Here is a 19,468-nt window from a genome sequence, read left to right on the forward strand (position 1 = left end):
CCAAATTACGGAGACCATCATGGCTGCAAGTCAGCGTCTAATCCTACCGATGCCAGTCGACCCGTCATCGACGCCGGCTAAAACAGCGCTTCTCGGGCAGTCGCTCGCCTCCGTTCCGCTGCTACTCGGGGCTGGCGGCGACCAACGCATTTCGCCCGATCCCGTCCATCGACGGAACCGCTACGGCACACTGACGACGCCCGCCGAGCACGAAATTTCGTTCTCGTCGACGACGGCCAGCAACGTATCAGGCGACGGGTTCCGCGCGGCCGGGATCGCTCTCGAGCGGCTCGTCGATCGCCAGTCAGCAGATCCGGTTGCGATCGACCGATGGTTTGCCGATATCCGTAAGGGCATCGCCACCAGCCTTGGCTGTACCGACGCCACGATCATTCTGGCAGCCTCCGGGACAGACGCGGAGTTGATGGCCCTTTGCCTGTTTGCAGGGCTTTCCGCGCGGCCCCTCACCAATATTCTCGTTGCGCCGGAAGAGACCGGCAGCGGCGTGCCCCGGGCTGCATCCGGATGCCACTATTCGGATCTTGCTGCCCTCGGCAGCACCGTCGAAGCCGGAAAGCCGCTGGAAGGCCTGGATCCCGAGCGGATCGAGGTGTGCACCGTGGCCATCCGCAACGGCGAAGGCGAACCGCGTCGTCAGGAGGAGATCGACGATGCCATGATCGCTGCCGTCGAACGGGAGCTGAAACGCGACCGCGACGTGCTCGTCCATGTGCTCGATACATCGAAGACAGGCCTGTCCGGCGTGACGCGGCAGGCAGCCCGGCATGCGGCTTTGCTTGCCCCCGGCCGCGTGCATGTGATCGTCGATGCCTGCCAGTTCCGCTGCTCGGCGTCCGATATCCGGCAGGATCTTGCCGACGGTTTTCTCGTCGTACTGACTGGCTCGAAATTTGTCGGGGGCCCACCCTTTTCCGGCGCTCTCCTCGTGCCGACGTCTCTCGGGGAGGCCCTCGCCACCAGAAGCGCTATTCCTTCCGGCCTCTCGGCCTACACGGCAGCCCATGACTGGCCATCGGCACTTCGGGAAAAGATGGATTTCACATTCGGCTCGCACTTCAATCTCGGTCTCGGCCTTCGATGGGTGGCGGCCTCTGCCGCCCTCGATCGCTACGCCGTCATCCAGGACGACGAGCAGGCGCTCATCAAGGCCCATTTCGTGAAACTGGTGCGCGCCCGTATCGACAGCGTCGCCGGTATCCGCCTGCATGCCAACGATGAGGGCGCCCATCTCGACGCAAGAACGATCGTGCCCTTCACGATCTCCAACCGCACCGGCGGCTTTGCCTCCTTCGAGCACTCGCAGATGATCCACCTGCTCATGCGCGAGCGCGACGACGGTCCGGTTTGCCATCTTGGCCAAGCCGTCCGGCTTGGATCTCGCACGGTCCTCAGGGTCGCGGCTTCAGCGGCCGACGTGCTTGATGTCTCGGCCCGCATGGCAGCTGCTCTGCCGTTGCACCAGGCATTCCATCCGGTGGAATCGCGGCTCGATGCGGTGTTCGACAAGCTGGCGGCCGTCCTTCACCATGTCCGGGCTCTCTGATGCCGGAAGCGGATACGCGCGGCGATAGAACGGCTGAGCGCTCCAGCCTCGACCCGCTGGACTGGAGTGAATTTCGCGCGCTCGCCCACGGCATGCTGGACGACATGATCAGCCATATCGAGACCGTCCGGCAGCGACCGGTTTGGCAACCGCCGGCAGCCGAAACGCGCGCCCGGTTTGCCCGTCCGTTGCCTGCAGACCCTCGCGAACTCGGCGACATCCTCGATGACGTGCGCACCCACATCCTTCCCTTCGCCACCGGCAACCTGCATCCGCTGTTCATGGGCTGGGTCCATGGCGCGGGTACGCCCGTCGGTATGGTGGCCGAGATCGTCGCCGCCGGAATGAACCTCAATTGCGGCGGCCGCGACCATATCGGACTGGAGGTCGAGCAACAGATCGTCCGCTGGATGAGCGAGGCCCTCGGCTATCCCCAAGGCGCCAGCGGCCTGTTTCTCACCGGCTCTTCCATGGCCAACTTCCTGGCTGTGATCATCGCCAGAACGGAGGCGCTCGGCCATTCCGTCCGCCAAAACGGCTTGCGGAATCGGGACCGACAACTCGTAGCCTATACCTCGAGCGAAGCCCATGGCTGCATTGCCCAGGCGATGGAGCTTTCCGGCATAGGCTCGGCCAATTTGCGAACGGTGACTGTCGACGCTGACGGACGAATGCAGACCAGCGTTTTGCGCACCATGATCGACGCCGACCGGGCCGCCGGACACCTGCCGTTTCTCGTCGTCGGCACCGCCGGCACCGTCAATACCGGGGCCATCGATCCGCTTTCTGCCATAGCCGACATCGCTGTCCAGGAAAATCTATGGTTCCACGTCGACGGCGCTATCGGCGCTTTGGCAGTGCTTTCGCACGATCTGCGAGAGCTGTTTGCGGGCATCGAGAAATCAGCCTCTGTGGCGCTGGACTTTCACAAATGGGGCCATGTTCCCTATGATGCCGGGTTTCTGCTGGTCAGGGACGGCGCCGCCCACAAGCGGGCCTTCGCCCAGCCGGCGCCCTATCTCCAGCGCGCCGATCGCGGCCTTGCGGCCGGTGAGACCTGGCCCTGCGATCTCGGCCCCGATCTGTCGCGCGGCTTTCGAGCGCTCAAGACCTGGATGACGATCGAAACGCTCGGCACGGAGCGCATCGGCAGTTCCATTGCGCATACCTGCGAACTCGCATCCCATCTTGCCCACCATATCGAGCGGCACACGCTGCTGGAACTCAGGGCACCGGTCGCCTTGAACATCGTCTGCTTCGGTGTTCGCGGGGCAGGTTCCGATTTTGTCCGGGATCTGGTGCTCGACCTCCAGCAATCCGGCCTGGCTGCCCCGTCCTGGACGACGGTCGGCGGCGAGCTGGCAGTGCGCTGCGCAATCGTCAACCACAGGACGACATCCGCCGATATCGACGCCTTCATCGACATCATCGACAGATACCTGGCCGGCAAAGGCTACTGAAACGGCTGTCTGAGCGAGGTGGAATGCAGGAAAGTACCCGCATTCCAGACCACGCCGCCTCGGCTTTTGGTAAACCTAGGCGTGGAGCCGGCTAAACATGTTTACTTTTGCGGCTTCCAGGCGAAGTGATCGCCTACCGCCACGATGTGGCCGACACCGGGAAACGGGAAGTGGGGTGCAAAGATCAGCTCGTCATCCTTGGCGAGTTGCGACAGGATTTCCCGGCGGCTGACCTTGCCCTCGACTGCATCGTTGTCAAAGCCCATCGCCCAATCGGGCTCGGCTAGCGATACAATGGAGCTATGGGCTGTGTCACCGATGTCCAGAAGCCGTTTCTTGCCGGAGACGATCTGATAGCCGACATGACCCGGGGTGTGTCCTTTGATGGGCACGGAGGTGATGCCCTCGGCAACGCTGTCACCAGGCGCGAATGTCTTCACCTTGGGCGTGATGGCGGTCACCAGCGCGGCCATCTTCGGCTGGGTCTGCAGCCACGTCCAGTCGGGCGCCGAGATGCGGATCGTCGCGTTGGCGAATGCAAGAGAACCGTCTGCCTTTACCAGTCCGCCGATGTGATCGCCGTGAACGTGGGTGATCAGTACGTCGGAAATGTCCTCGGGCTTGCTCCCGCCCTTGGCGAGGCTTTCCAGCAGAACACCGTGCGCCGATGGCCCAAGGCCGGTATCGATCAGGATTTTCTGGCTGCCGGACTGCACAAGAAGCCCGTCGACACTGAGCGTAACGCGGTCCGTCGGCTGTCCGGCTGCCTTCAGCACCTTGGAAACGGCCTCCGGTCCGATCCCGACGCCAAAAAGCTTGCCGTCATTGGCTGCAACGAACTGAGCATCCCGCAGCGCGGTCACCTTGATGCTGCCGATGGTGAATGTCTTGGCCGCAGGTTCGGCCGAAACCGGCCCGGTCTCTATCGCAAAGGCTTGTCCGGCAACGGAGGCGCTCAACATTGCCAGGAGTGAAAGTGCTTTCATCGGTGTTCCCCTCTTTACGAATGGCCTATTCAAGGCTTGCAGCGTGTGATTGCCTGACTGTGGTAGCCTCTGCCACCTCGCCGCGCAACCCGGGAAACGAGGCCCTAGCCGTCGAGGAAACCGGAGGCCACGTCGGCCGTGCTGCTGACGGCAACAGCCAGATCGACCTCTTTTACGACCGTTGCGCCGGCCGCCCTAAGATCGTTCGCTTGCTTGAGCGCTCCGGAAGTCGGTGCGGCAAGAGCGGTCACTGTCCCCGCAGCAAGATCCGCGATCCACAAGCCGTCTTCTCCTGGCAGTCCGATTACAACCACTTTCGCCATCGATGTCCCCTCTCGTGTCTGCTTAAAATCCAGCCTTTCGCAGGCCTTCGCGATACAGATCTTTCTGCCACTGTTCTTTCATGGCGATGACTGAAAGCCACTTATCCACATCGAAATCAGGATTGCTCTGCCGCGCCTTGCGCACGAAGGAACGCGCCTTCCTGATGTCGCCGAGCATCGCCCAGCAGGCCGCAGAGAGCCTATTGGTAAGGCTCTTGTCGTGCGTCATGGCGATATAAGCCAGGGCAGCCTCGAAATTCCCGAGGCAGTAGCTAGCACCGGCGGCAGTCCAAAGGTAGGTGTCAGGTGTCAGCGGGTTGAGGTCGATGGCATTGACTATTTTTTCCATCGCCGCCGCCGGCTGCGAATAATGAACCAGCGTATCGGCATGGTCGGCGATAATATCAGCATTGTGCGGGCTGAGCTTCTCGGCAAGCTTCATCGCCTCGACGCTCTCGTCGAGGTCCCCCTGCAGCAGCCTGACCACTCCCAACTCGCGATACCCTCCGCCGAGATCTGCACCGGCAGCAATCGCCTTGGTGGAAAACTCCGCAGCCGAGGCCAGCAATTCCTGGTCGCCGCGCGCCGTGAGCAACCACTCCTTGGAATAGGTGCGCGCTATACCGCTCAGCGCCGGAGCAAAATGCGGGTTGGTTTGCAGCGCGGACCGGAATTCCCGACGGGCCCGGCGCAGATTCGGCAATGTCAGATCCTTGAGATGACGCTGCCCAACCAGATAGCTGTGATAGGCCTCCGGGCTGGCCTCGAAATAAGCCCGTGACAGCTCGTCCCGCTCAATCTGCGAGGCAACGGTCACCGCGATACGCTTGGAAATTTCCCGCCTCTGGCGCGTCAGGTTGGAGGCATCGAGGCTGAAACGTTCAGCCCAGACGATCTCGTCATTGGCAAAGGAAATCAGCTGGGCAAAGAGCGAAACCTCCTCATCGTAGCTGATCCGGGTGTCGAGGATGTAGGAAATGGAATGGCGGGCGAATGTCGCAGCCTTGTCCGGATCGCGGGAAAACTGGCCAGCCGTGTGGGGTGCGATCACGCGCACGCTTTTCAGGGCGCCGAAACCGATCGTGATGTCCTCGATCAGGGAGGCCGCGAGCAGCGTCGCGACAATATTTCCGCTGTCGAGTTGCGGCGGCAGAAGTGCCAGACGCGGCAGCTTGAGATGGCCGCCGCCGTAGGGAGACAGGAACGGCGACGGGCGAGCCAGCAGCAACGCGCGGGCCTCCGCAAACTGCTTGTTGAACATCCGGCCCGCCAGATCCAGCGAAAGCAGGTCTTGCCCCGCATCCGCAGAGCCGGATGGCGTCTCCTCCTTCAGGCTCGCGCCGGATGACAAACCCTCCAGGCTACCCTCGCTCCCCGAGCATTCGAGAAGGAAGCGCTGGACCTCTTCGTCCTGAGGGTAGAGCGTGAATAGGCGGAGCGCGGCTGTCCGCATCGCGTCGTCGCAGCCCCGGGCCGAGAGCATCGGCAAGGCGCGTTTGAACGCCCGCAGCAACCGGTCTGAACAGCCCTTGCGTTTTTCCTCGACCCAGGCGTCGAGCAGCGTATCCATGGGCACGAAGTCCTGGAGAAACTCCGGACCAATGACATTCAACATCCGGTGCAGGGAGCGGACCGCGTCCTCGTCTTCCAGAGTGTCGATGGATGTGAGGTCGAAATCGAGCGAGCCGATCTCCACGCGAATTGTCTTGTCGGTAAACGTCAGGAATTCGACACCGAGTTCGAGCTGCCTGTCCTTGATCCGGGAGATGAGCTTGCGCATGTTGGCGAGCAGGCCGGATTGACTTGAGCCACTCCACAGTAACGCGGCCACATCTTCGCGCTTTGCTTCCATCTGCTTGGTATCAAGAAGATAACAGAGCGCTAAAAGAGCTTTTTCAGGAAAAGAAACATCACCGACGCGATCAACAAGTCTTAAGCGACCGAAGGTATGCAGTTTGAACTTCATGGTTGCTTTCCACAAGTCTCTGTCTGTCAGGATATATAACCTGTTCACACGATACGGCTTTCAAGGCAAGGTAATGATCGATCTCTTTTGTTTTAAATTATTGACGATAGAGATCGCTGCTACGGCAAAACCGCTGCAGCGACCTGCTAGGCGATGTCGGCAGTGAGCCTTACTGGATAGTCCTGATGGGATTCTTCGGCGCTGGATCGAAGCCGACGAGATCTGTCGTCAGCTTGGCATAGGTGCCGTCGGCAACCATCTCGGCCAGAGCCTTGTTGACGGCCTTGACGAGTTCAGGCTTGCCTTTCTTGACCGCAAAACCCTTCTGGATATGGCTGATGGCTTCCGGAAGCACCTCGAGCGGCATCTTCGCCGACTTGATCATGTAGCCGGCCCCGATGGCGTCGGTGATCTCGGCGTCGATGTTGCCGTTGAGGAGATCCTGGATGCCGTCCGTCTCGGCCTTATAGGCCTTGACCGTGGCGCCCTTGTCTTCTGCCAGCTTGGCGAAGGTCGAGGATGCCAGCGCCCCGACGGATTTGCCCTTGAGATCGGCAGGCGTCTTGATGGCGGAGCCCTTCGCAACGACCACAGCCGCGCCGGATTCGAGCCAGCCATCGGCAAAGACGACCTGCTTCTGGCGCTCGGGCGTGATATCCATGGCGTCGCTGGTGATATCATACTGGTCGGCCTGCAACCCGATCAACAGCGATTCCCACTTGATGACGACCGGTGTGTATTCGAGACCGAGACGTTTGGAAATCTCCTTCATGACGCGGATTTCCAGGCCGTCGAGGCTGCCATCGGCACCACGCATGCTGAACGGCGGAAAGGTGCCCTCGGTAGCCACCAGCAATTTGCCGGGTTGCAGCAGTTCGAGATCGGCGGCCGAAGCCGGAGCGTGAGTGGAAAAGGCGGCCGCTGCGGCAAGCGCAAGGGCGATAAGCTGGCGTTTCATGACTGTTCCCTTCATTTTTCTTGATCGATATCCCCTGTCGTTTGCAACCGGGGTCAGTTTCTTCGGGCATGGCGCACGAGGAATAGGCAGGGTGCCTCAGCTGTTCACCGCGTAGCGGCGCTCCAGCCAGGCGGCAAGCTGGGTCAGGATCGTCGTCAGCAGCAGGTAGATGACCGCAACCGCAATGTAGAAATCGAACGGGCGGAAGGTCATCGCGATCAGCGTCTGGGCGTAGAGCGTCAATTCCACAACCGTAATTGTCGACAGCAACGAGGTATTCTTCAGCGTCGAGATCGCCTCGTTGGTGAGCGACGGCAGAACGATGCGGAAGACCTGCGGCAAGACGATCGTCCGCATCGTGGCAGCCTGGCTGAAGCCGATCGCCAGTGCGGATTCGGTCTGCCCGCGCGGGATCGCCATGAGGCCGCTGCGGATGATTTCAGCCACATACGCGCCGCTGTTTATGCCGAGCGCCAGCACGCCGGCGGTAAACGGCGACAACCGGATCCCGACCTGCGGAAAGCCGAAATAGACGATGAATATCTGGATGATCGTCGGCGTGCCGCGAATGAACCAGATGTAGAAGGCCGTGACCGAGCGAACGGCACGCCATTTCGACCGCTGGCCGAGGGCTGCGAGCAGACCGCAAATCCAGCTGACGACAATGGTGAGGATCGTCAGCCAGAAGACGGTCCAGGATGCCATCAGGAAGCCGGATCCGTAAAGACGGACATCCCCCAGGAAATCAGCCAGCATCATCATGCTCCCTCGATAGTTTCAGCAGGCGCGGAGCCATAGGCCAGGCCATCGTGAAGGATGCGATGGAGGAACTGCCGCAGCCGGTCGCTGCCGGGGTTGCGCAGAATATCGCGCGACCCCGTTTCGGCGATAACGCCCTTGTCGAAAAACAGGACGCGGGACGACACGTCGCGCGCAAAGGCAATCTCGTGGGTCACCAGGAGCATCGTCATGCCTTCGGCGGCAAGCGAGGCCATCAGCACCAGAACCTCATGCACCAGTTCGGGATCGAGGGCCGAGGTCACCTCGTCGAACAGCATCAGACGCGGTTTCATCGCCAGCGCCCGAACGATGGCGACGCGCTGCTGCTGGCCGCCGGAAAGCCGGGACGGATAGCTGTGGCGCTTGTCGTAGAGACCGATGCGCGACAGCAGTGCCTCCGCCTCTTCGACGGCCTGTGCCTTGGGAAGCTTCAACAGTTTCATCGGCGCATGGATGACGTTTTCGAGCACCGTCATGTGCGGCCAGAGATTGTAGCTCTGGAAGACCATGCCGACGCGGGTCCGCAGCGACTGCATCTGCGCCGGAGTCGGAAGAAAACGCGATTCCGTGCGGAAATCGAAAGACAGTTCCTCGAACTTCAGGAAGCCGGATTGCGGCATCTCGAGGCCGTTGATCGAGCGCAGGAAAGTGCTTTTGCCGGAGCCGCTGGCGCCAATGATCGAAACCACCTCGCCGGGCTCGACCGCAAGCGAAACACCCTTCAGGACCTCGTTGTCGCCAAAGCTCTTTCGGATGTCCTTGAGGACCAGAAGCGGTGTCGTGGGGGGCGGTGTAGCTTGGCCAGCAATTGCCGTCTCGGAAATGTCTGTCATCGTTCGGTTACCCAATACTCTCACCCCGGGAATGGCTCTAAGCCTGTTGCCGGGATTGCCTTTGCCTTACCGCCCACAGGAAGGGTATTCAGTATACCGCTGGAATTCAAGAACTGATTTCATACATTTACCAGCCGGCCCGTCATCAGACTGTTCTGATTGATTAAAATTTCACCCGGCCCATTAAATAATCAATTGAAGAAGCTCCGAGGTTTGACTTGGGAACACGCTTGGTGTACCCAATTTCCGCGCCGGTGAAGTTTCGACGTTTTGCCAATCCGCCGCCGCCCTGAATGCGTAGGATCTGCGAACGCAGCCACTGGCGCCATGGTCCGCCAACAGGAGTTTGACGATGAGCCGCTATTTCCCGCTGCACGAATATCAAAGCCGGTGGGACAGGGTGCTGGAGGTCATGCGGGCGCACGACTTCGAGACGGCGGTCGTCTTCGGACGTGGCGGCGGGACCACCGATAATTGCGGCGACATCCTCTATCTTTCGAACCACTACGCTATCAGCGGCGGCACGGATTCGCTGATCTGGTCGGCGCGTTCGTTCTCGGGCATCATTCTTCAACAGGGCAAGGAGCCGCAGCTCCACATCGACGAACCCGAGGTTCGAACCGATCTCGTCTCCATCTCCGACGCGCATTGTTCGAACCATCCCTTCCGCAGCGTGGCGAAGGCGTTGAACGACAGGGGCATCACGGGCCGCGTGGCGCTGGTCGGTACACAGTTCATCCCGATGAAATTCTACCAGCAACTGCTCGAGGAAGCGCCCGGTATCGACTGGGTGCCCGCAGACGACCTGGTGCGCGCCGCGCGGCGGATCAAGAGCCCGCTTGAGCTGGAGTGCTATCGCATCGGCGGCGAGACGGCCACGGCCGGGCTCAATCGCCTGATGGAGGGGCTGACGTCGGGCCTTTCAGAGCGGGAAGCGGCCGGCGAGGCAGCCCGCGAAGTGGTGCGGCGAGGCGGCCGGCTGCAGATGATCGGCACCAACCACGGCGAAACCCTCGGCTTCGACCAGCGCTTTCCGTTAACAGGCTACAGCGCCGATACGCCGAAGCCGGGCGATATCGTAACCGGCACGCTGCACGGCGCCTTTTACCAGGGTTACTATCTCGACCCCGGCCGTACTGGCGTGCGCGGCAGGCCGACCGCCGACCAGCGGAGGCTGATCGAGGCAGCGGCAAACATCGTCCATCGCCTGTCCGACATGATGCGCCCCGGAACGAAGCTTCTGGACGTCGCTGCCGAAGGCGACCGCCTGACAGCTGCCTTTGGCGGATCGGTCTCGCCGATCATGAAGAATTTCCCGTTCTACGGGCACGGGATAGGCCTCGGCTTCGAACAGCCGCGGATCTCGACTGTCATGTCGCAGCCGGACGATGTCGTCGACGAAAACATGGTGTTCGGTGTCGAAGCATTCCTATCACTCGATGGGGTCGGGGCCGCGTTCTTCGAAGACATCCTGATTATCGGCGGACATGAAAACGAACTGCTGACCCGCTCGCCCGCATATTGGTGGTGAGCGCCTAATGCAATGACGGAAGAGCCGGCGGCCGGAGCCGCCGGTGGCTTGGCCTCAATGGGCGAAAACGCCGTCGAAATCCTTGAACCCCTTGACCTCGATCGGATTGCCGCTCGGATCGAAGAAGAACATCGTGCGCTGCTCGCCCGGCTCGCCTTCAAACCGTATGACCGGCGGTATGTCGAAAGCAATGCCCGCATGCTGCAGCCGTTCGGACAGCGCAAGCCAGGCATCGAGCGGCAGGACGACGCCGAGATGCGGCATCATTACCATGTGATCGCCCACCTTGCCGGTGCGGGTGACCTCGAACGGCTTGCCGAGATGCAGTGAAATTTGGTGTCCGAAAAAGTCGAAATCCACCCAGGTGTCGGTGGACCGGCCCTCTTCGCAGCCAAGCACGCCGCCATAGAACTGACGCGCCTCATCGAGATCGGTGACATGGTAGGCGAGATGGAAAAGCGAACGCATGGAGATGTCCTTTTCAGTGGTGCAACGGGGAGGAACCGGCTTTACCGGATGGTTAGATCGCGTGACAGGGTAGACAGAGGTTCGCAGCCTTCTTCGGTGACGATGACGGTTTCGGAAGCGCCGACCGTCCAGACGCCGTAGCTGCGCAAGGTCGCCGGCAGGTGAAACACCATGCCGGGCTCGATTATCCTATCCACGCCGGAAAACAGACTGAGCATGCCGCCCTCCCCCCAATCCGGCGCAAAGGCGACGCCCATGGAATAGCCGATCCGCTTACGGAATGCCGCGGTGTAGCCGCCATCGTCGATGACCCGCTGGGCTGCCTCGTGCGCCGCCGAGCACGGCACACCCGGCCTGACTTCATGCAGCGCAGCCTCGAGCGCATGAAGCGAGCAATCCATCATCCGCCGTGCTTCGACGGGTGGCCCGCCGATCCACACCATTCGCATCAGCGCGGCATGATAGCGGGCATGGCTGCCGGCTAGTTCGAGGAACACCGGATCGCCGACCTCGAGACGGCGGCGGCGCCACGTCATGTGCGGCAGGCCGCTGCGGGGCCCTGACGACACCAGCGGCTCCATCGCCATTGCCTCGGACCCTGCGCGCGTGGCCGCATCGAGCATGGCAGCGGCGATGGCATTTTCGTCAGTCCCGGCGCCGCAGGCCGCAATCCCGGCCGCAATCCCTGCCTGCGCGTAGGTGGCTGCCAGCCGGATGGCGGCAAGTTCCGCAGGCGACTTCACCGCCCGGAGAGGGGCAATGATGCCGGAACCGTCGATGAGCGCGTTCCCCCCCGTCCGGAGCGAGATCTCGTCTGCCAGGACCGGCGGCAGAAACCAGCCGCCGAGCTCGATAGCAGGCCGGTGGATGCCACGTTCGCGCAGGACCTCGGCCAGGACCGCCGCCGGCGCCTCGCCGTCCTGATAGACGACGATGTCGTTGAGCCAGGTATTGGCGATCGAGCCCACCAGTTCAAGCTGGCGAACCAGCAGTGTCGCCTCCCCCTCGACCGGCATGACCAGCGCCTGGAAGGCAAAATAGCCCGCAGTCTGGCGGCCGGTCAGCCAGAAGATGTTTTCGGGCGTCGTGACGATCAGCGCCCGGTGGCCGGCAGCAGCGATGGCCACCCGGGCGCGGTCCTGCCGCGCCTTGAACTCGCTCTCGGGGAACGAGGCCTCGCAACCTCGGAATTCGGCATAGTCAGGCATGTCACGGTACTCGGTTCAGGCATGTCGTCCCGGGATCGGGACGGAAGAACGGATGGTCAGACAGTGATGAACGCTCAGCGCGCGAGCCATTTCAGAAACCGGCTGCGGACGCTGTCGAAATGCGCCTCCATGGCAGCAGCGGCGGCATCCGCATCCTGCGCCTCGATGGCGTCGATGACGGCGATGTGCTCGGCAGCCTGTTCAGAGAACCGGTCATGGGTGCGCGTGATCGTGCAGCGGCGCGCGATGCTGCGCATTTCCTGCAGCATGCCGGGCAGAAGACGCAGACCGGCAGCTTCGGCGACGGCCTCGTGGAATGCGTCGTCGTCCATCCAGAAACGATCGAAGGCGACATCCTCGGCCTCGACATAGGCGCGCATGACCCGGCGCGCCTCGACAAGTGCCGCCGTCATCGGCCGCCCTGCCGCACGGGCTGCCGCCGCCCCTTCGAGGAGACGGCGGATCTGGATGATCTCCAGCAACTGCTCGACGGTGACCGGCAGGATCATCAGGGTGCCGTTGATCAGGCGAGAGACCACGCCTTCCTTCTGGAGCCTCGAGATCGCGGCCCTGAGCGGCGTGCGGGAAATGCCGGATTCGACTGCCAGTGTCCGCTCGGTCAGCAGGTCGCCGGCCTTGATGGCACCTTCGAGGATGCGCTGCTTGATGTCCCGGTAGGCCTGCTGCGCCAGTGTTTCCTTGTCGCTCATCGGGATATCCTCAAGGGATCGTTGAGGGCGGTCGCCGGCCGCTTGCCGGAGAGAGCAGTCAACACGTTGCGGGCGGACCCGACGGCCACGCGGCGCAAGGCTTCTTCGGTCGCGCCACCGAGATGCGGCGTGAAAATCACTCGGCCGGTCGAGGCTAGCGGCCCCAAGGGTGCATCATGGCTGTAGACATCAAGACCGGCTGCCGACACGCGGCCGGTCTCGATGGCAGCGGCCAATGCTTCTTCGTCGACCAGTCCGGCGCGTGCGGTGTTGACCAGAATTGCACCATGCCTGATGAGCGAAAGCGCCCGTTCGCCGATGAGGTGCTTCGTCTCCGGGCGCAGCGGCGTATGGAGCGACACAAGGTCCGCCTGCTGCAATCCCGCCTCCAGCGTCGTCACGCGCTCGAAACCATCGATATCGGCGACGCGTGGCGAATAGACCAGCACCCGCATATCGAGTGCCGCCTTGAGCATATGTCCAAGACCGGCGCCGGTGGCGCCCCAGCCAATTATCAGCGCGGTCTTGCCGGAAAGTTCGGTGAACGTCTCGCGCTCGCGAAAACCATGGGCGCCGCCGCGTTCGCTACGGTCGGCGGCTGGAATACGCCGGGCGACAGCCAGCGCCAGCGCCAATGCCAGTTCGGACACCGACCGCGCATTGGCGCCCGGTGTGTTGCAGACAAGGATGCCCTTCTCGGAGGCTGCATCCTTATCGACCGCATCGTGGCCGGCGCCGTGCACGACGATGACGCGCAGGATGTCGCTGGCACCGATGGCCTCAGCCGAAAGGCCGGCGTCACGCGTGATCGCCGCATCGCAGCCGGAGATCATCCGTGCGACCGTTTCCATGTCCGGCTTCGGGCAGAGCACGGGTTCGACGCCGGCGCGGCGCAACAAATCCAGTCCATCCGCATGGACCGGCTGAACGACAAGGCATCTCATGCGCCGGTTCCTCCGGGGGGTAGCGCGAGCTTCTCGAGAACCGCGTCGCGTGCGTGGGTGACATGCTCGGCCATCAGCAGAGCTGCACGGTCGCCATCGCCGCTGCGCAAGGCTGCAAGAATTCCCAGATGCTCCTCGCAGCTTTTCAGGAAGCGGTCCGGCAGATGGGTGTGGTCGAACATGCAGGTCCGGCGGCGGAGGTCGGCAATTGTGGACACCATCATCTCGCTGCGGCTGGCCTCGGCGATAACCCGGTGGAGGTCGTCATCCACCCGTCTCTGCTCGTCTTCTTCGCCGGGACCTTCGTCGTGCAGGCGGCGGACCCGCAATTCGAGCGCCTCCAGCACCGCCGGTGGCACCGCGACCGCCTGCTGGGCACAATGGGATTCCAGCACCCGGCGCAGGAAGAAGATTTCCTCCACTTCGGCCGCCGTCAGCCTTCGCACCTTGAGGAAGCGACCATCCTGCACAGCCAGACCTTCGGCCTCGATACGCTTGATCGCTTCGCGCACCGGCGTCCGCGACATGTCGAGCGTTTCGCCCAGCTTCGCCTCCTGCAGCGCATCTCCCGGCGTCAGCGCGCCGGACAGGATCATTTCGATGATTTTGCCATAGGCCCGTTGGGCAAGCGGCTGGCTCATGACACTCTGCCTCCTGATCGATCGCTGCTTTCGGGCTTGACGGTGAGGTTGTCGAGGATGCCGCCTAGAAGATGTCTCTCGGCGACCAGCAATTCCTCGGCCTGTTCCTGCGCGATGCGGGCAAAGCGGATGGACCGGCCGCTGACCGCTTGCGCCAGGCGAGGCAGGTCGACGGAGGCCACCGTGGCAATCTTCGGATAGCCGCCGGTCGTCTGTCGCTCCGCCATCAGCACGATCAGCCTGCCGGACGACGGCACCTGGATCGAGCCGGCCGAGGTACCGTCCGAAACGATGTCATGCCCGCCGTCTGCTGCAATTGGCGGCCCGTCGAGCATCTGGGCCATGCGATCCCGCGCGGCCGACACCACGAACGATGCCTCGAGAAATGTCTCCACTGCGGCATTGGAAAAATAATCGTCCTGCGGCCCGCAGATGACGCGGATCGGGCCGCCACTGCGCCGAAAGGGCTGCCGAAGGGCAAGGTTGGGCAACGGGGCAGCGTCGCCGAGGGGCAACCGGTCGCCAATCTCCAGCCGCCGGCCTTCGTAGCCACCGAGCCCGGTGCGCAAATGGGTGGAACGCGATCCGAGAACCGGAACGGTATCGATGCCGCCCGAGATCGCCAGATATCCCCAGACGCAGTCGCGGAGCGCGTCGATGGCGAGCGTCATGCCGGGCAACAGGTGATGGCTTTCCCACGGGTGGACCTTGCTTCCATCGATCCTGACATCGACATCGCCACCGGTGACGGCAAAGCGAACCGGCCGGGTGACTGTAAAACGACCGCCGACGGCAGCAAACTCGAGCGCAGCCGATGTTGCGGGGTTGCCGACAAGGGCATTGGCGATACGAAACGACGGCCCGTCCATAGGGCCGGCACCGGAGACGCCGGCATGCTGCAGGCCTTTCCGCCCGAGATCCTGGACGGTCGTCATCGGTCCCGTGCCATGGATTTCGAGGAAGCTCATGACGTCGCCCCCTCCCCCGCAGCCGAGGTACGCGCGAACTGCGATGCCTCGTCTTCGCTGACGGGCCGGAAGCGGACCCGATCACCGGCACCGAGCAGGAAGGGCGTGGCGCGGGAGGGGTCGAACAGGCGAAGCAGCGTCCGGCCGATAAAGCGCCAGCCGCTCGGCCCGGGAACGGAATTGATGCTTGCCTGCTTGCCTCCGATACCGATGGCGCCGGCCTCGATCCTCTGGCGGGGCGTGGGCAGTCGCGGCGTGTGCAAAATCTCCGGCAGGCCGCCGAGATAGGCAAACCCTGGCGCAAAGCCTATCATGTAGACCCGGTATTCGACGGAGGAATGGAGCTCTATAAGCTGGGACACCGTCATCCCCTTCATGCCGGCAAGTTCCTGCAAATCCAGTCCCACCGCGCCGCCATAGACAACGGGGACGTCGAAGCGCTGCGGGTGGACGCTGCCAACTACCAGCGTATCCAGCCGCTGCTGCAGCGTCAGCGCCAGGCTGCGGCCTCGAACGACGGCGGGATCGTAGACCACCATCAGCGAGCGGTAGGTCGGCACCAGTTCCTCGACGCCATCCACCGGGCTGTCGGCCATGCTCGCGGCAAGCGCGATCACCCGTTCGCTGACGGCTTCGTCGATGGTATCCGCGAGCTCAACCGACAAGGCGCTATCGCCGCAAGCAAGAATGCGGGGAAACGTCCTCACCATTGTCTGCGGTCCCCTTCCGTCCATCCGAGTAAGGTGCGATTGTCGGTTGTCATATTATATTGCTATTTCAGTATACCAACTGTATGTCAACCGAAAGTGCTTTTTCGCGCGACCGCCCGGTCGTAAACTGCGCATGACATCAGTCTGCTGGCCTGACGCCTATCCTGCAAGGAGATCCCAGCCATGGCAACCGTAGACCTCAATTGCGACATGGGCGAAAGTTTCGGCGCCTACAAGATCGGCGACGACAGCGCTATGCTGGAGGTGATTTCGACCGCCAACATTGCCTGCGGCTTTCACGCCGGCGATCCCGTAGTGATGCGCGATACGATCCTTGCCGCCAAGGCGCGGGGCGTGGCCATCGGCGCCCATCCGTCCTTCATGGATCTCTACGGCTTCGGCCGCCGTCGCATCTCGGGCGAACGGCCGGAAGATCTGGAAGCCCAGATCATCTACCAGATCGCCGCGATGCAGGGGATGGCAAGAGCGCTCGGCTGGCCGATGACCCACGTCAAGACCCATGGCTCGCTCGGCAACATGGCGGCGGAAGATGCGGAGCTTGCGGACGTCTGCGTTCGCGCCATCAAGGCCGTCGACCCGTCTCTGGTGTTCGTCACCCTCCCCTATTCCGAGACGATGAAGGCGGCGGAATCCGTCGGCCTGCGGGTTGCCTGCGAGGTCTACGCGGACCGGACCTACGACGATACCGGCATGCTGACATCGCGGCAGAAGGAGGGCTCGGTCATCCACGACCTGCAACAGAGCGTCGACCAGGTCCTGTCTATGGTCCGGGATGGATTGATCCCCACCATCGGCGGCAGGATGCTGCCGGTCGAGGCTGCAACGATCTGCGTCCATGGCGACAATCCCAGCGCCGTCGCCATGGCCCGTGCCCTGCGTGCATCGCTTTCGGCACACGGCATCGATATCGCCCCTTTCGCAAAACCCGCTCTTTGACCGAGGACCCAAACTTGACCCGCATTGTTTATCTGAATGGCGACTGGCTTGCTGAAACCGACGCGAAAGTCTCCGTGTTCGACCGCGGCTTTCTGTTCGCCGATGCCATCTACGAGGTGACTGCCGTGATCGGTGGCAAGCTGATCGACTACCAGGGCCACTCCGCCCGCCTGCAGCGCTCGCTGTCCGAACTCGATATCGCCTGCCCGCTGTCCGAGACCGCACTGCTTTCCGTGCATCGGGAACTCGTCAGCCGGAATGGGCTCGACGAGGGGCTGATCTATCTGCAGATCAGCCGCGGTCCTGCCGACCGCGATTTCGCCTTTCCGGCAAAACCGGAGCCGACCATCGTGCTCTTTACCCAGGCAAAACCGGTGCAAGCCAATCCCCGTAACGAGACGGGGATCGCGGTTGCCACCGTTCCGGACTGGCGGTGGGAGCGCCGCGATATCAAGACCGTCCAGCTGCTTTACCCTTCGATGGCAAAGATGGAGGCGATGCGGCGCGGCGCCGACGATGCCTGGCTGGTGGAGGACGGGCTCGTCACCGAGGCCAGCTCTGCAACGGCGCATATCGTCAAGACCGATGGCACGCTGGTAACTCGTGGCCTCTCCCACGCGATCCTGCACGGAATTACCCGGGCAAGCATCATCGACCTTGCGCGTGGCGCGGGCATTGCCGTCGAGGAGCGTGGGTTCAGCGTCGAGGAAGCCAAGCAGGCTGCAGAGGCTTTCGTGACGTCCGCGACCAATTTCGCAACGCCGGTGGTCAGGATCGACGACACGACGATCGGCGATGGCAGGCCCGGCCCGATCTGCCGGCAGCTGCGCGACCTCTACACGGCAAGCCGCCTTTCCACGGCGATCTGACCGTCATTCAACCGAAAAGGCTGTCGCGATTGCTCGCGGCAGCCTTTTTCGTTTTCGAAGGGCTCAGTTCTTGACGGTGTCTTCCAGGAAGAAGCGTCCGAGCGGGTTCTGGTAGAAGTTGTCGATATTCTTGCGCGAGACGTTGATGTAGGGGCTGTAGTAAAGGTCGATCCAGTTGACATCGTCCTTGGCGATCTTCTGGAGATCGACATACATCTGCTCACGTTTTACCGGATCGAGTTCCAGGCGAGCGGCAGCCACCAACGCCTTCACCTTCTCGTTCTTGTAATGGGTCGAATAGTTGTTGTTCGAGTCGTGGCCGAGCACGAATGTCGTCTTCTGGTCCGGATCGAGGATGTCGTTTGTCCAATAATTGACCGACACATCGTATTCGCCGGCAACGATCATGTCCCACTCCTGGCTGGCATCGACTTTCTGTAGGGTCGCGGTGATACCGGCCTTCTGCAACTGCTGCTGCAAGAGCACGGCAATCTGCTCGTCGACCTCGTCGCCGGCACGCACGAGATAATTGAGTTTCAGGTCCGAGGCTCCCGCAGCAGCCAGCATCTGCTTTGCCTTTTCCGGATCGTAAGGGCGCTGCATGTTGTCGGCGTAATAATAGAGTGCGCCCTTCGGAATGTACGAATTGGCGACGGTTCCCTGGCCGAAGGTCACAGCATCGACGATTGCCTTCTTGTCGATGGCCAGATCCAGCGCCTGCCGGACCTCCTTCTTGGCGAGGGCGCCATGCTCGTGGTTGATCAGCAAGTGGTCTTCACGGGTGGACGGGTCGATATCGACGTTGAGGTTGGCATCCTTCTTCAATTCGGCGACGCGGGAGAAGGGAACGAAGATCGCAGTGTCGAGCTGGCCGGCCTGCACGTTCAGCATGCGGGTGTTGTCGTCGGGAACCGAAATCCATTCCACGCCATCGAGCTTGACGCGATCGGCCTGCCAGAAATACGGGTTCTTCTTCAGGATGACGCGGTCGCCGCGACGCCATTCGTCGACGACGAAGGCACCGGAAGCAATTGGCTTCTCGCTGTAGCCATCCGATCCGAGCGCCTCCATGCCCTTCTTCGAAATCACGGAGGCGTTGGGCAGAGCCAGCGTCGACAGGAAGGGCGCGGACGGGTTCTTGAGCTTGATCGTCATGGTGCGGGGGTCGGTCGCGACTGCGGTGTCGATCACCTTGAACGAGTCGCCCCAGAGCGATGCCTTGTCGTCGCGGATACGCAACAGGCTGTAGGCAGCATCTTCAGCCGTCAGCGGCGAGCCGTCTGAGAACTTGGCGTCGCGGATCTTGAAGACGTAGGTCAGTCCGTCCTCTGAGATCGTCCAGCTTTCGGCCAGTCCCGGCTCCAGTTTCGTGCCGGTCTTGTCGACGCGGACAAGAACGTCGTAGACGTTGGAGAACACCCAGTTGTCGATATTCTGGGCCGTCTTGATCGGGTCGAAGGTGGTCGAGTCCTCGCGGCGGCCGATGGTCAGAACGCCGGCCGCTTCTGCAAAGCTGGCGCTGAGGGTGAGGCCCGCGACGATGAGCGCGAGGCCAGCAGTCTTCCATTTCCTGGTCATGATGTCGTTCCCTT

19 protein-coding genes are annotated in these 19,468 nt (G+C 62.3%); 5 read left to right on the plus strand and 14 right to left on the minus strand.

What is annotated here, in order from left to right; translation table 11 throughout:
• The first annotated feature begins 19 nt into the window (after positions 1-19).
• Together EQW76_RS20630 and EQW76_RS20635 are read left to right on the plus strand one after the other, a co-directional pair.
• A complete protein-coding gene (locus tag EQW76_RS20630; RefSeq protein WP_143123157.1) occupies positions 20-1,564 on the plus strand; it encodes a hypothetical protein in 1,545 nt (514 codons plus the stop codon).
• Positions 1,564-3,024, plus strand: a complete 1,461-nt coding sequence (locus tag EQW76_RS20635) for an aminotransferase class V-fold PLP-dependent enzyme (RefSeq protein WP_143123158.1) — start codon at positions 1,564-1,566, stop codon at positions 3,022-3,024. The genes EQW76_RS20630 and EQW76_RS20635 overlap by 1 nt, the downstream gene beginning before the upstream one ends.
• A 101-nt stretch (positions 3,025-3,125) precedes the next feature.
• On the opposite strand, the gene EQW76_RS20640 is transcribed toward EQW76_RS20635, so the two are convergent.
• From EQW76_RS20640 to EQW76_RS20665, 6 genes are all read right to left on the minus strand, one after another.
• Positions 3,126-4,010 (minus strand): MBL fold metallo-hydrolase, encoded by an 885-nt coding sequence (locus tag EQW76_RS20640; protein WP_143123159.1) that lies wholly within the window; start codon positions 4,008-4,010, stop codon positions 3,126-3,128.
• 104 nt (positions 4,011-4,114) lie between these two features.
• Positions 4,115-4,333, minus strand: coding sequence for a hypothetical protein (locus EQW76_RS20645; protein WP_143123160.1), 219 nt, complete (start codon positions 4,331-4,333; stop codon positions 4,115-4,117).
• Between the two features lie 22 nt (positions 4,334-4,355).
• Positions 4,356-6,299: a hypothetical protein gene (locus EQW76_RS20650; RefSeq protein WP_143123161.1), complete on the minus strand. Its 1,944-nt coding sequence runs from the start codon at positions 6,297-6,299 to the stop codon at positions 4,356-4,358.
• A gap of 169 nt (positions 6,300-6,468) precedes the next feature.
• Positions 6,469-7,257 (minus strand): transporter substrate-binding domain-containing protein, encoded by a 789-nt coding sequence (locus EQW76_RS20655; RefSeq protein WP_143123162.1) that lies wholly within the window; start codon positions 7,255-7,257, stop codon positions 6,469-6,471.
• 96 nt (positions 7,258-7,353) lie between these two features.
• A complete protein-coding gene (locus EQW76_RS20660) occupies positions 7,354-8,013 on the minus strand; it encodes an amino acid ABC transporter permease (protein ID WP_142830853.1) in 660 nt (219 codons plus the stop codon).
• A gap of 2 nt (positions 8,014-8,015) precedes the next feature.
• A complete protein-coding gene (locus EQW76_RS20665; RefSeq protein ID WP_142830851.1) occupies positions 8,016-8,870 on the minus strand; it encodes an amino acid ABC transporter ATP-binding protein in 855 nt (284 codons plus the stop codon).
• A 352-nt stretch (positions 8,871-9,222) separates the two neighbouring features.
• Here EQW76_RS20665 and EQW76_RS20670 point away from each other — a divergent pair, with 352 nt between their 5' ends.
• Entirely contained in the window at positions 9,223-10,401 is a 1,179-nt protein-coding gene (locus tag EQW76_RS20670) for a M24 family metallopeptidase (RefSeq protein WP_143123163.1), read from the plus strand.
• Between the two features lie 54 nt (positions 10,402-10,455).
• On the opposite strand, the gene EQW76_RS20675 is transcribed toward EQW76_RS20670, so the two are convergent.
• From EQW76_RS20675 to pxpB, 7 genes are all read right to left on the minus strand, one after another.
• A complete protein-coding gene (locus EQW76_RS20675) occupies positions 10,456-10,869 on the minus strand; it encodes a VOC family protein (protein ID WP_143123164.1) in 414 nt (137 codons plus the stop codon).
• Between the two features lie 41 nt (positions 10,870-10,910).
• Positions 10,911-12,077: a Xaa-Pro peptidase family protein gene (locus EQW76_RS20680; RefSeq protein WP_142830845.1), complete on the minus strand. Its 1,167-nt coding sequence runs from the start codon at positions 12,075-12,077 to the stop codon at positions 10,911-10,913.
• 74 nt (positions 12,078-12,151) lie between these two features.
• Positions 12,152-12,787, minus strand: coding sequence for a GntR family transcriptional regulator (locus EQW76_RS20685; protein WP_143123165.1), 636 nt, complete (start codon positions 12,785-12,787; stop codon positions 12,152-12,154).
• Positions 12,784-13,731, minus strand: a complete 948-nt coding sequence (locus tag EQW76_RS20690; RefSeq protein ID WP_143123166.1) for an NAD(P)-dependent oxidoreductase — start codon at positions 13,729-13,731, stop codon at positions 12,784-12,786. The genes EQW76_RS20685 and EQW76_RS20690 overlap by 4 nt, the downstream gene beginning before the upstream one ends.
• Entirely contained in the window at positions 13,728-14,372 is a 645-nt protein-coding gene (locus tag EQW76_RS20695) for a GntR family transcriptional regulator (RefSeq protein WP_143123167.1), read from the minus strand. The genes EQW76_RS20690 and EQW76_RS20695 overlap by 4 nt, the downstream gene beginning before the upstream one ends.
• Positions 14,369-15,340, minus strand: a complete 972-nt coding sequence (locus EQW76_RS20700; RefSeq protein WP_143123168.1) for a biotin-dependent carboxyltransferase family protein — start codon at positions 15,338-15,340, stop codon at positions 14,369-14,371. The genes EQW76_RS20695 and EQW76_RS20700 overlap by 4 nt, the downstream gene beginning before the upstream one ends.
• Complete coding sequence (pxpB, locus tag EQW76_RS20705; RefSeq protein ID WP_348539570.1) at positions 15,337-16,074, minus strand: 5-oxoprolinase subunit PxpB; 738 nt, start codon at positions 16,072-16,074, stop codon at positions 15,337-15,339. Before pxpB ends, EQW76_RS20700 begins: the two co-directional genes overlap by 4 nt.
• A 159-nt stretch (positions 16,075-16,233) precedes the next feature.
• On the opposite strand from pxpB, the gene EQW76_RS20710 reads away from it, so the two are divergent.
• Complete coding sequence (locus tag EQW76_RS20710) at positions 16,234-17,007, plus strand: 5-oxoprolinase subunit PxpA (protein ID WP_143123170.1); 774 nt, start codon at positions 16,234-16,236, stop codon at positions 17,005-17,007.
• Between the two features lie 14 nt (positions 17,008-17,021).
• The gene (locus EQW76_RS20715; RefSeq protein WP_143123171.1) at positions 17,022-17,876 is read left to right on the plus strand and encodes a D-amino-acid transaminase; all 855 of its coding nucleotides are present in this window, start codon (positions 17,022-17,024) and stop codon (positions 17,874-17,876) included.
• A gap of 63 nt (positions 17,877-17,939) precedes the next feature.
• On the opposite strand, the gene EQW76_RS20720 is transcribed toward EQW76_RS20715, so the two are convergent.
• The gene (locus tag EQW76_RS20720) at positions 17,940-19,454 is read right to left on the minus strand and encodes an ABC transporter substrate-binding protein (protein ID WP_143123172.1); all 1,515 of its coding nucleotides are present in this window, start codon (positions 19,452-19,454) and stop codon (positions 17,940-17,942) included.
• Between the last annotated feature and the right edge of the window lie 14 nt (positions 19,455-19,468).

Source organism: Rhizobium sp. rho-13.1 (assembly GCF_007000305.1).
Lineage (GTDB): Bacteria > Pseudomonadota > Alphaproteobacteria > Rhizobiales > Rhizobiaceae > Rhizobium > Rhizobium rhododendri.

Coding starts and splice junctions, on each gene's coding strand:
- EQW76_RS20630 (WP_143123157.1), top strand. CDS start 20: ATGGCTGCAAGTCAGCGTCTAATCCTACCGATGCCAGTCGACCCGTCA.
- EQW76_RS20635 (WP_143123158.1), top strand. CDS start 1,564: ATGCCGGAAGCGGATACGCGCGGCGATAGAACGGCTGAGCGCTCCAGC.
- EQW76_RS20640 (WP_143123159.1), bottom strand. CDS start 4,010: ATGAAAGCACTTTCACTCCTGGCAATGTTGAGCGCCTCCGTTGCCGGA.
- EQW76_RS20645 (WP_143123160.1), bottom strand. CDS start 4,333: ATGGCGAAAGTGGTTGTAATCGGACTGCCAGGAGAAGACGGCTTGTGG.
- EQW76_RS20650 (WP_143123161.1), bottom strand. CDS start 6,299: ATGAAGTTCAAACTGCATACCTTCGGTCGCTTAAGACTTGTTGATCGC.
- EQW76_RS20655 (WP_143123162.1), bottom strand. CDS start 7,257: ATGAAACGCCAGCTTATCGCCCTTGCGCTTGCCGCAGCGGCCGCCTTT.
- EQW76_RS20660 (WP_142830853.1), bottom strand. CDS start 8,013: ATGCTGGCTGATTTCCTGGGGGATGTCCGTCTTTACGGATCCGGCTTC.
- EQW76_RS20665 (WP_142830851.1), bottom strand. CDS start 8,870: ATGACAGACATTTCCGAGACGGCAATTGCTGGCCAAGCTACACCGCCC.
- EQW76_RS20670 (WP_143123163.1), top strand. CDS start 9,223: ATGAGCCGCTATTTCCCGCTGCACGAATATCAAAGCCGGTGGGACAGG.
- EQW76_RS20675 (WP_143123164.1), bottom strand. CDS start 10,869: ATGCGTTCGCTTTTCCATCTCGCCTACCATGTCACCGATCTCGATGAG.
- EQW76_RS20680 (WP_142830845.1), bottom strand. CDS start 12,077: ATGCCTGACTATGCCGAATTCCGAGGTTGCGAGGCCTCGTTCCCCGAG.
- EQW76_RS20685 (WP_143123165.1), bottom strand. CDS start 12,787: ATGAGCGACAAGGAAACACTGGCGCAGCAGGCCTACCGGGACATCAAG.
- EQW76_RS20690 (WP_143123166.1), bottom strand. CDS start 13,731: ATGAGATGCCTTGTCGTTCAGCCGGTCCATGCGGATGGACTGGATTTG.
- EQW76_RS20695 (WP_143123167.1), bottom strand. CDS start 14,372: ATGAGCCAGCCGCTTGCCCAACGGGCCTATGGCAAAATCATCGAAATG.
- EQW76_RS20700 (WP_143123168.1), bottom strand. CDS start 15,340: ATGAGCTTCCTCGAAATCCATGGCACGGGACCGATGACGACCGTCCAG.
- pxpB (WP_348539570.1), bottom strand. CDS start 16,074: ATGGACGGAAGGGGACCGCAGACAATGGTGAGGACGTTTCCCCGCATT.
- EQW76_RS20710 (WP_143123170.1), top strand. CDS start 16,234: ATGGCAACCGTAGACCTCAATTGCGACATGGGCGAAAGTTTCGGCGCC.
- EQW76_RS20720 (WP_143123172.1), bottom strand. CDS start 19,454: ATGACCAGGAAATGGAAGACTGCTGGCCTCGCGCTCATCGTCGCGGGC.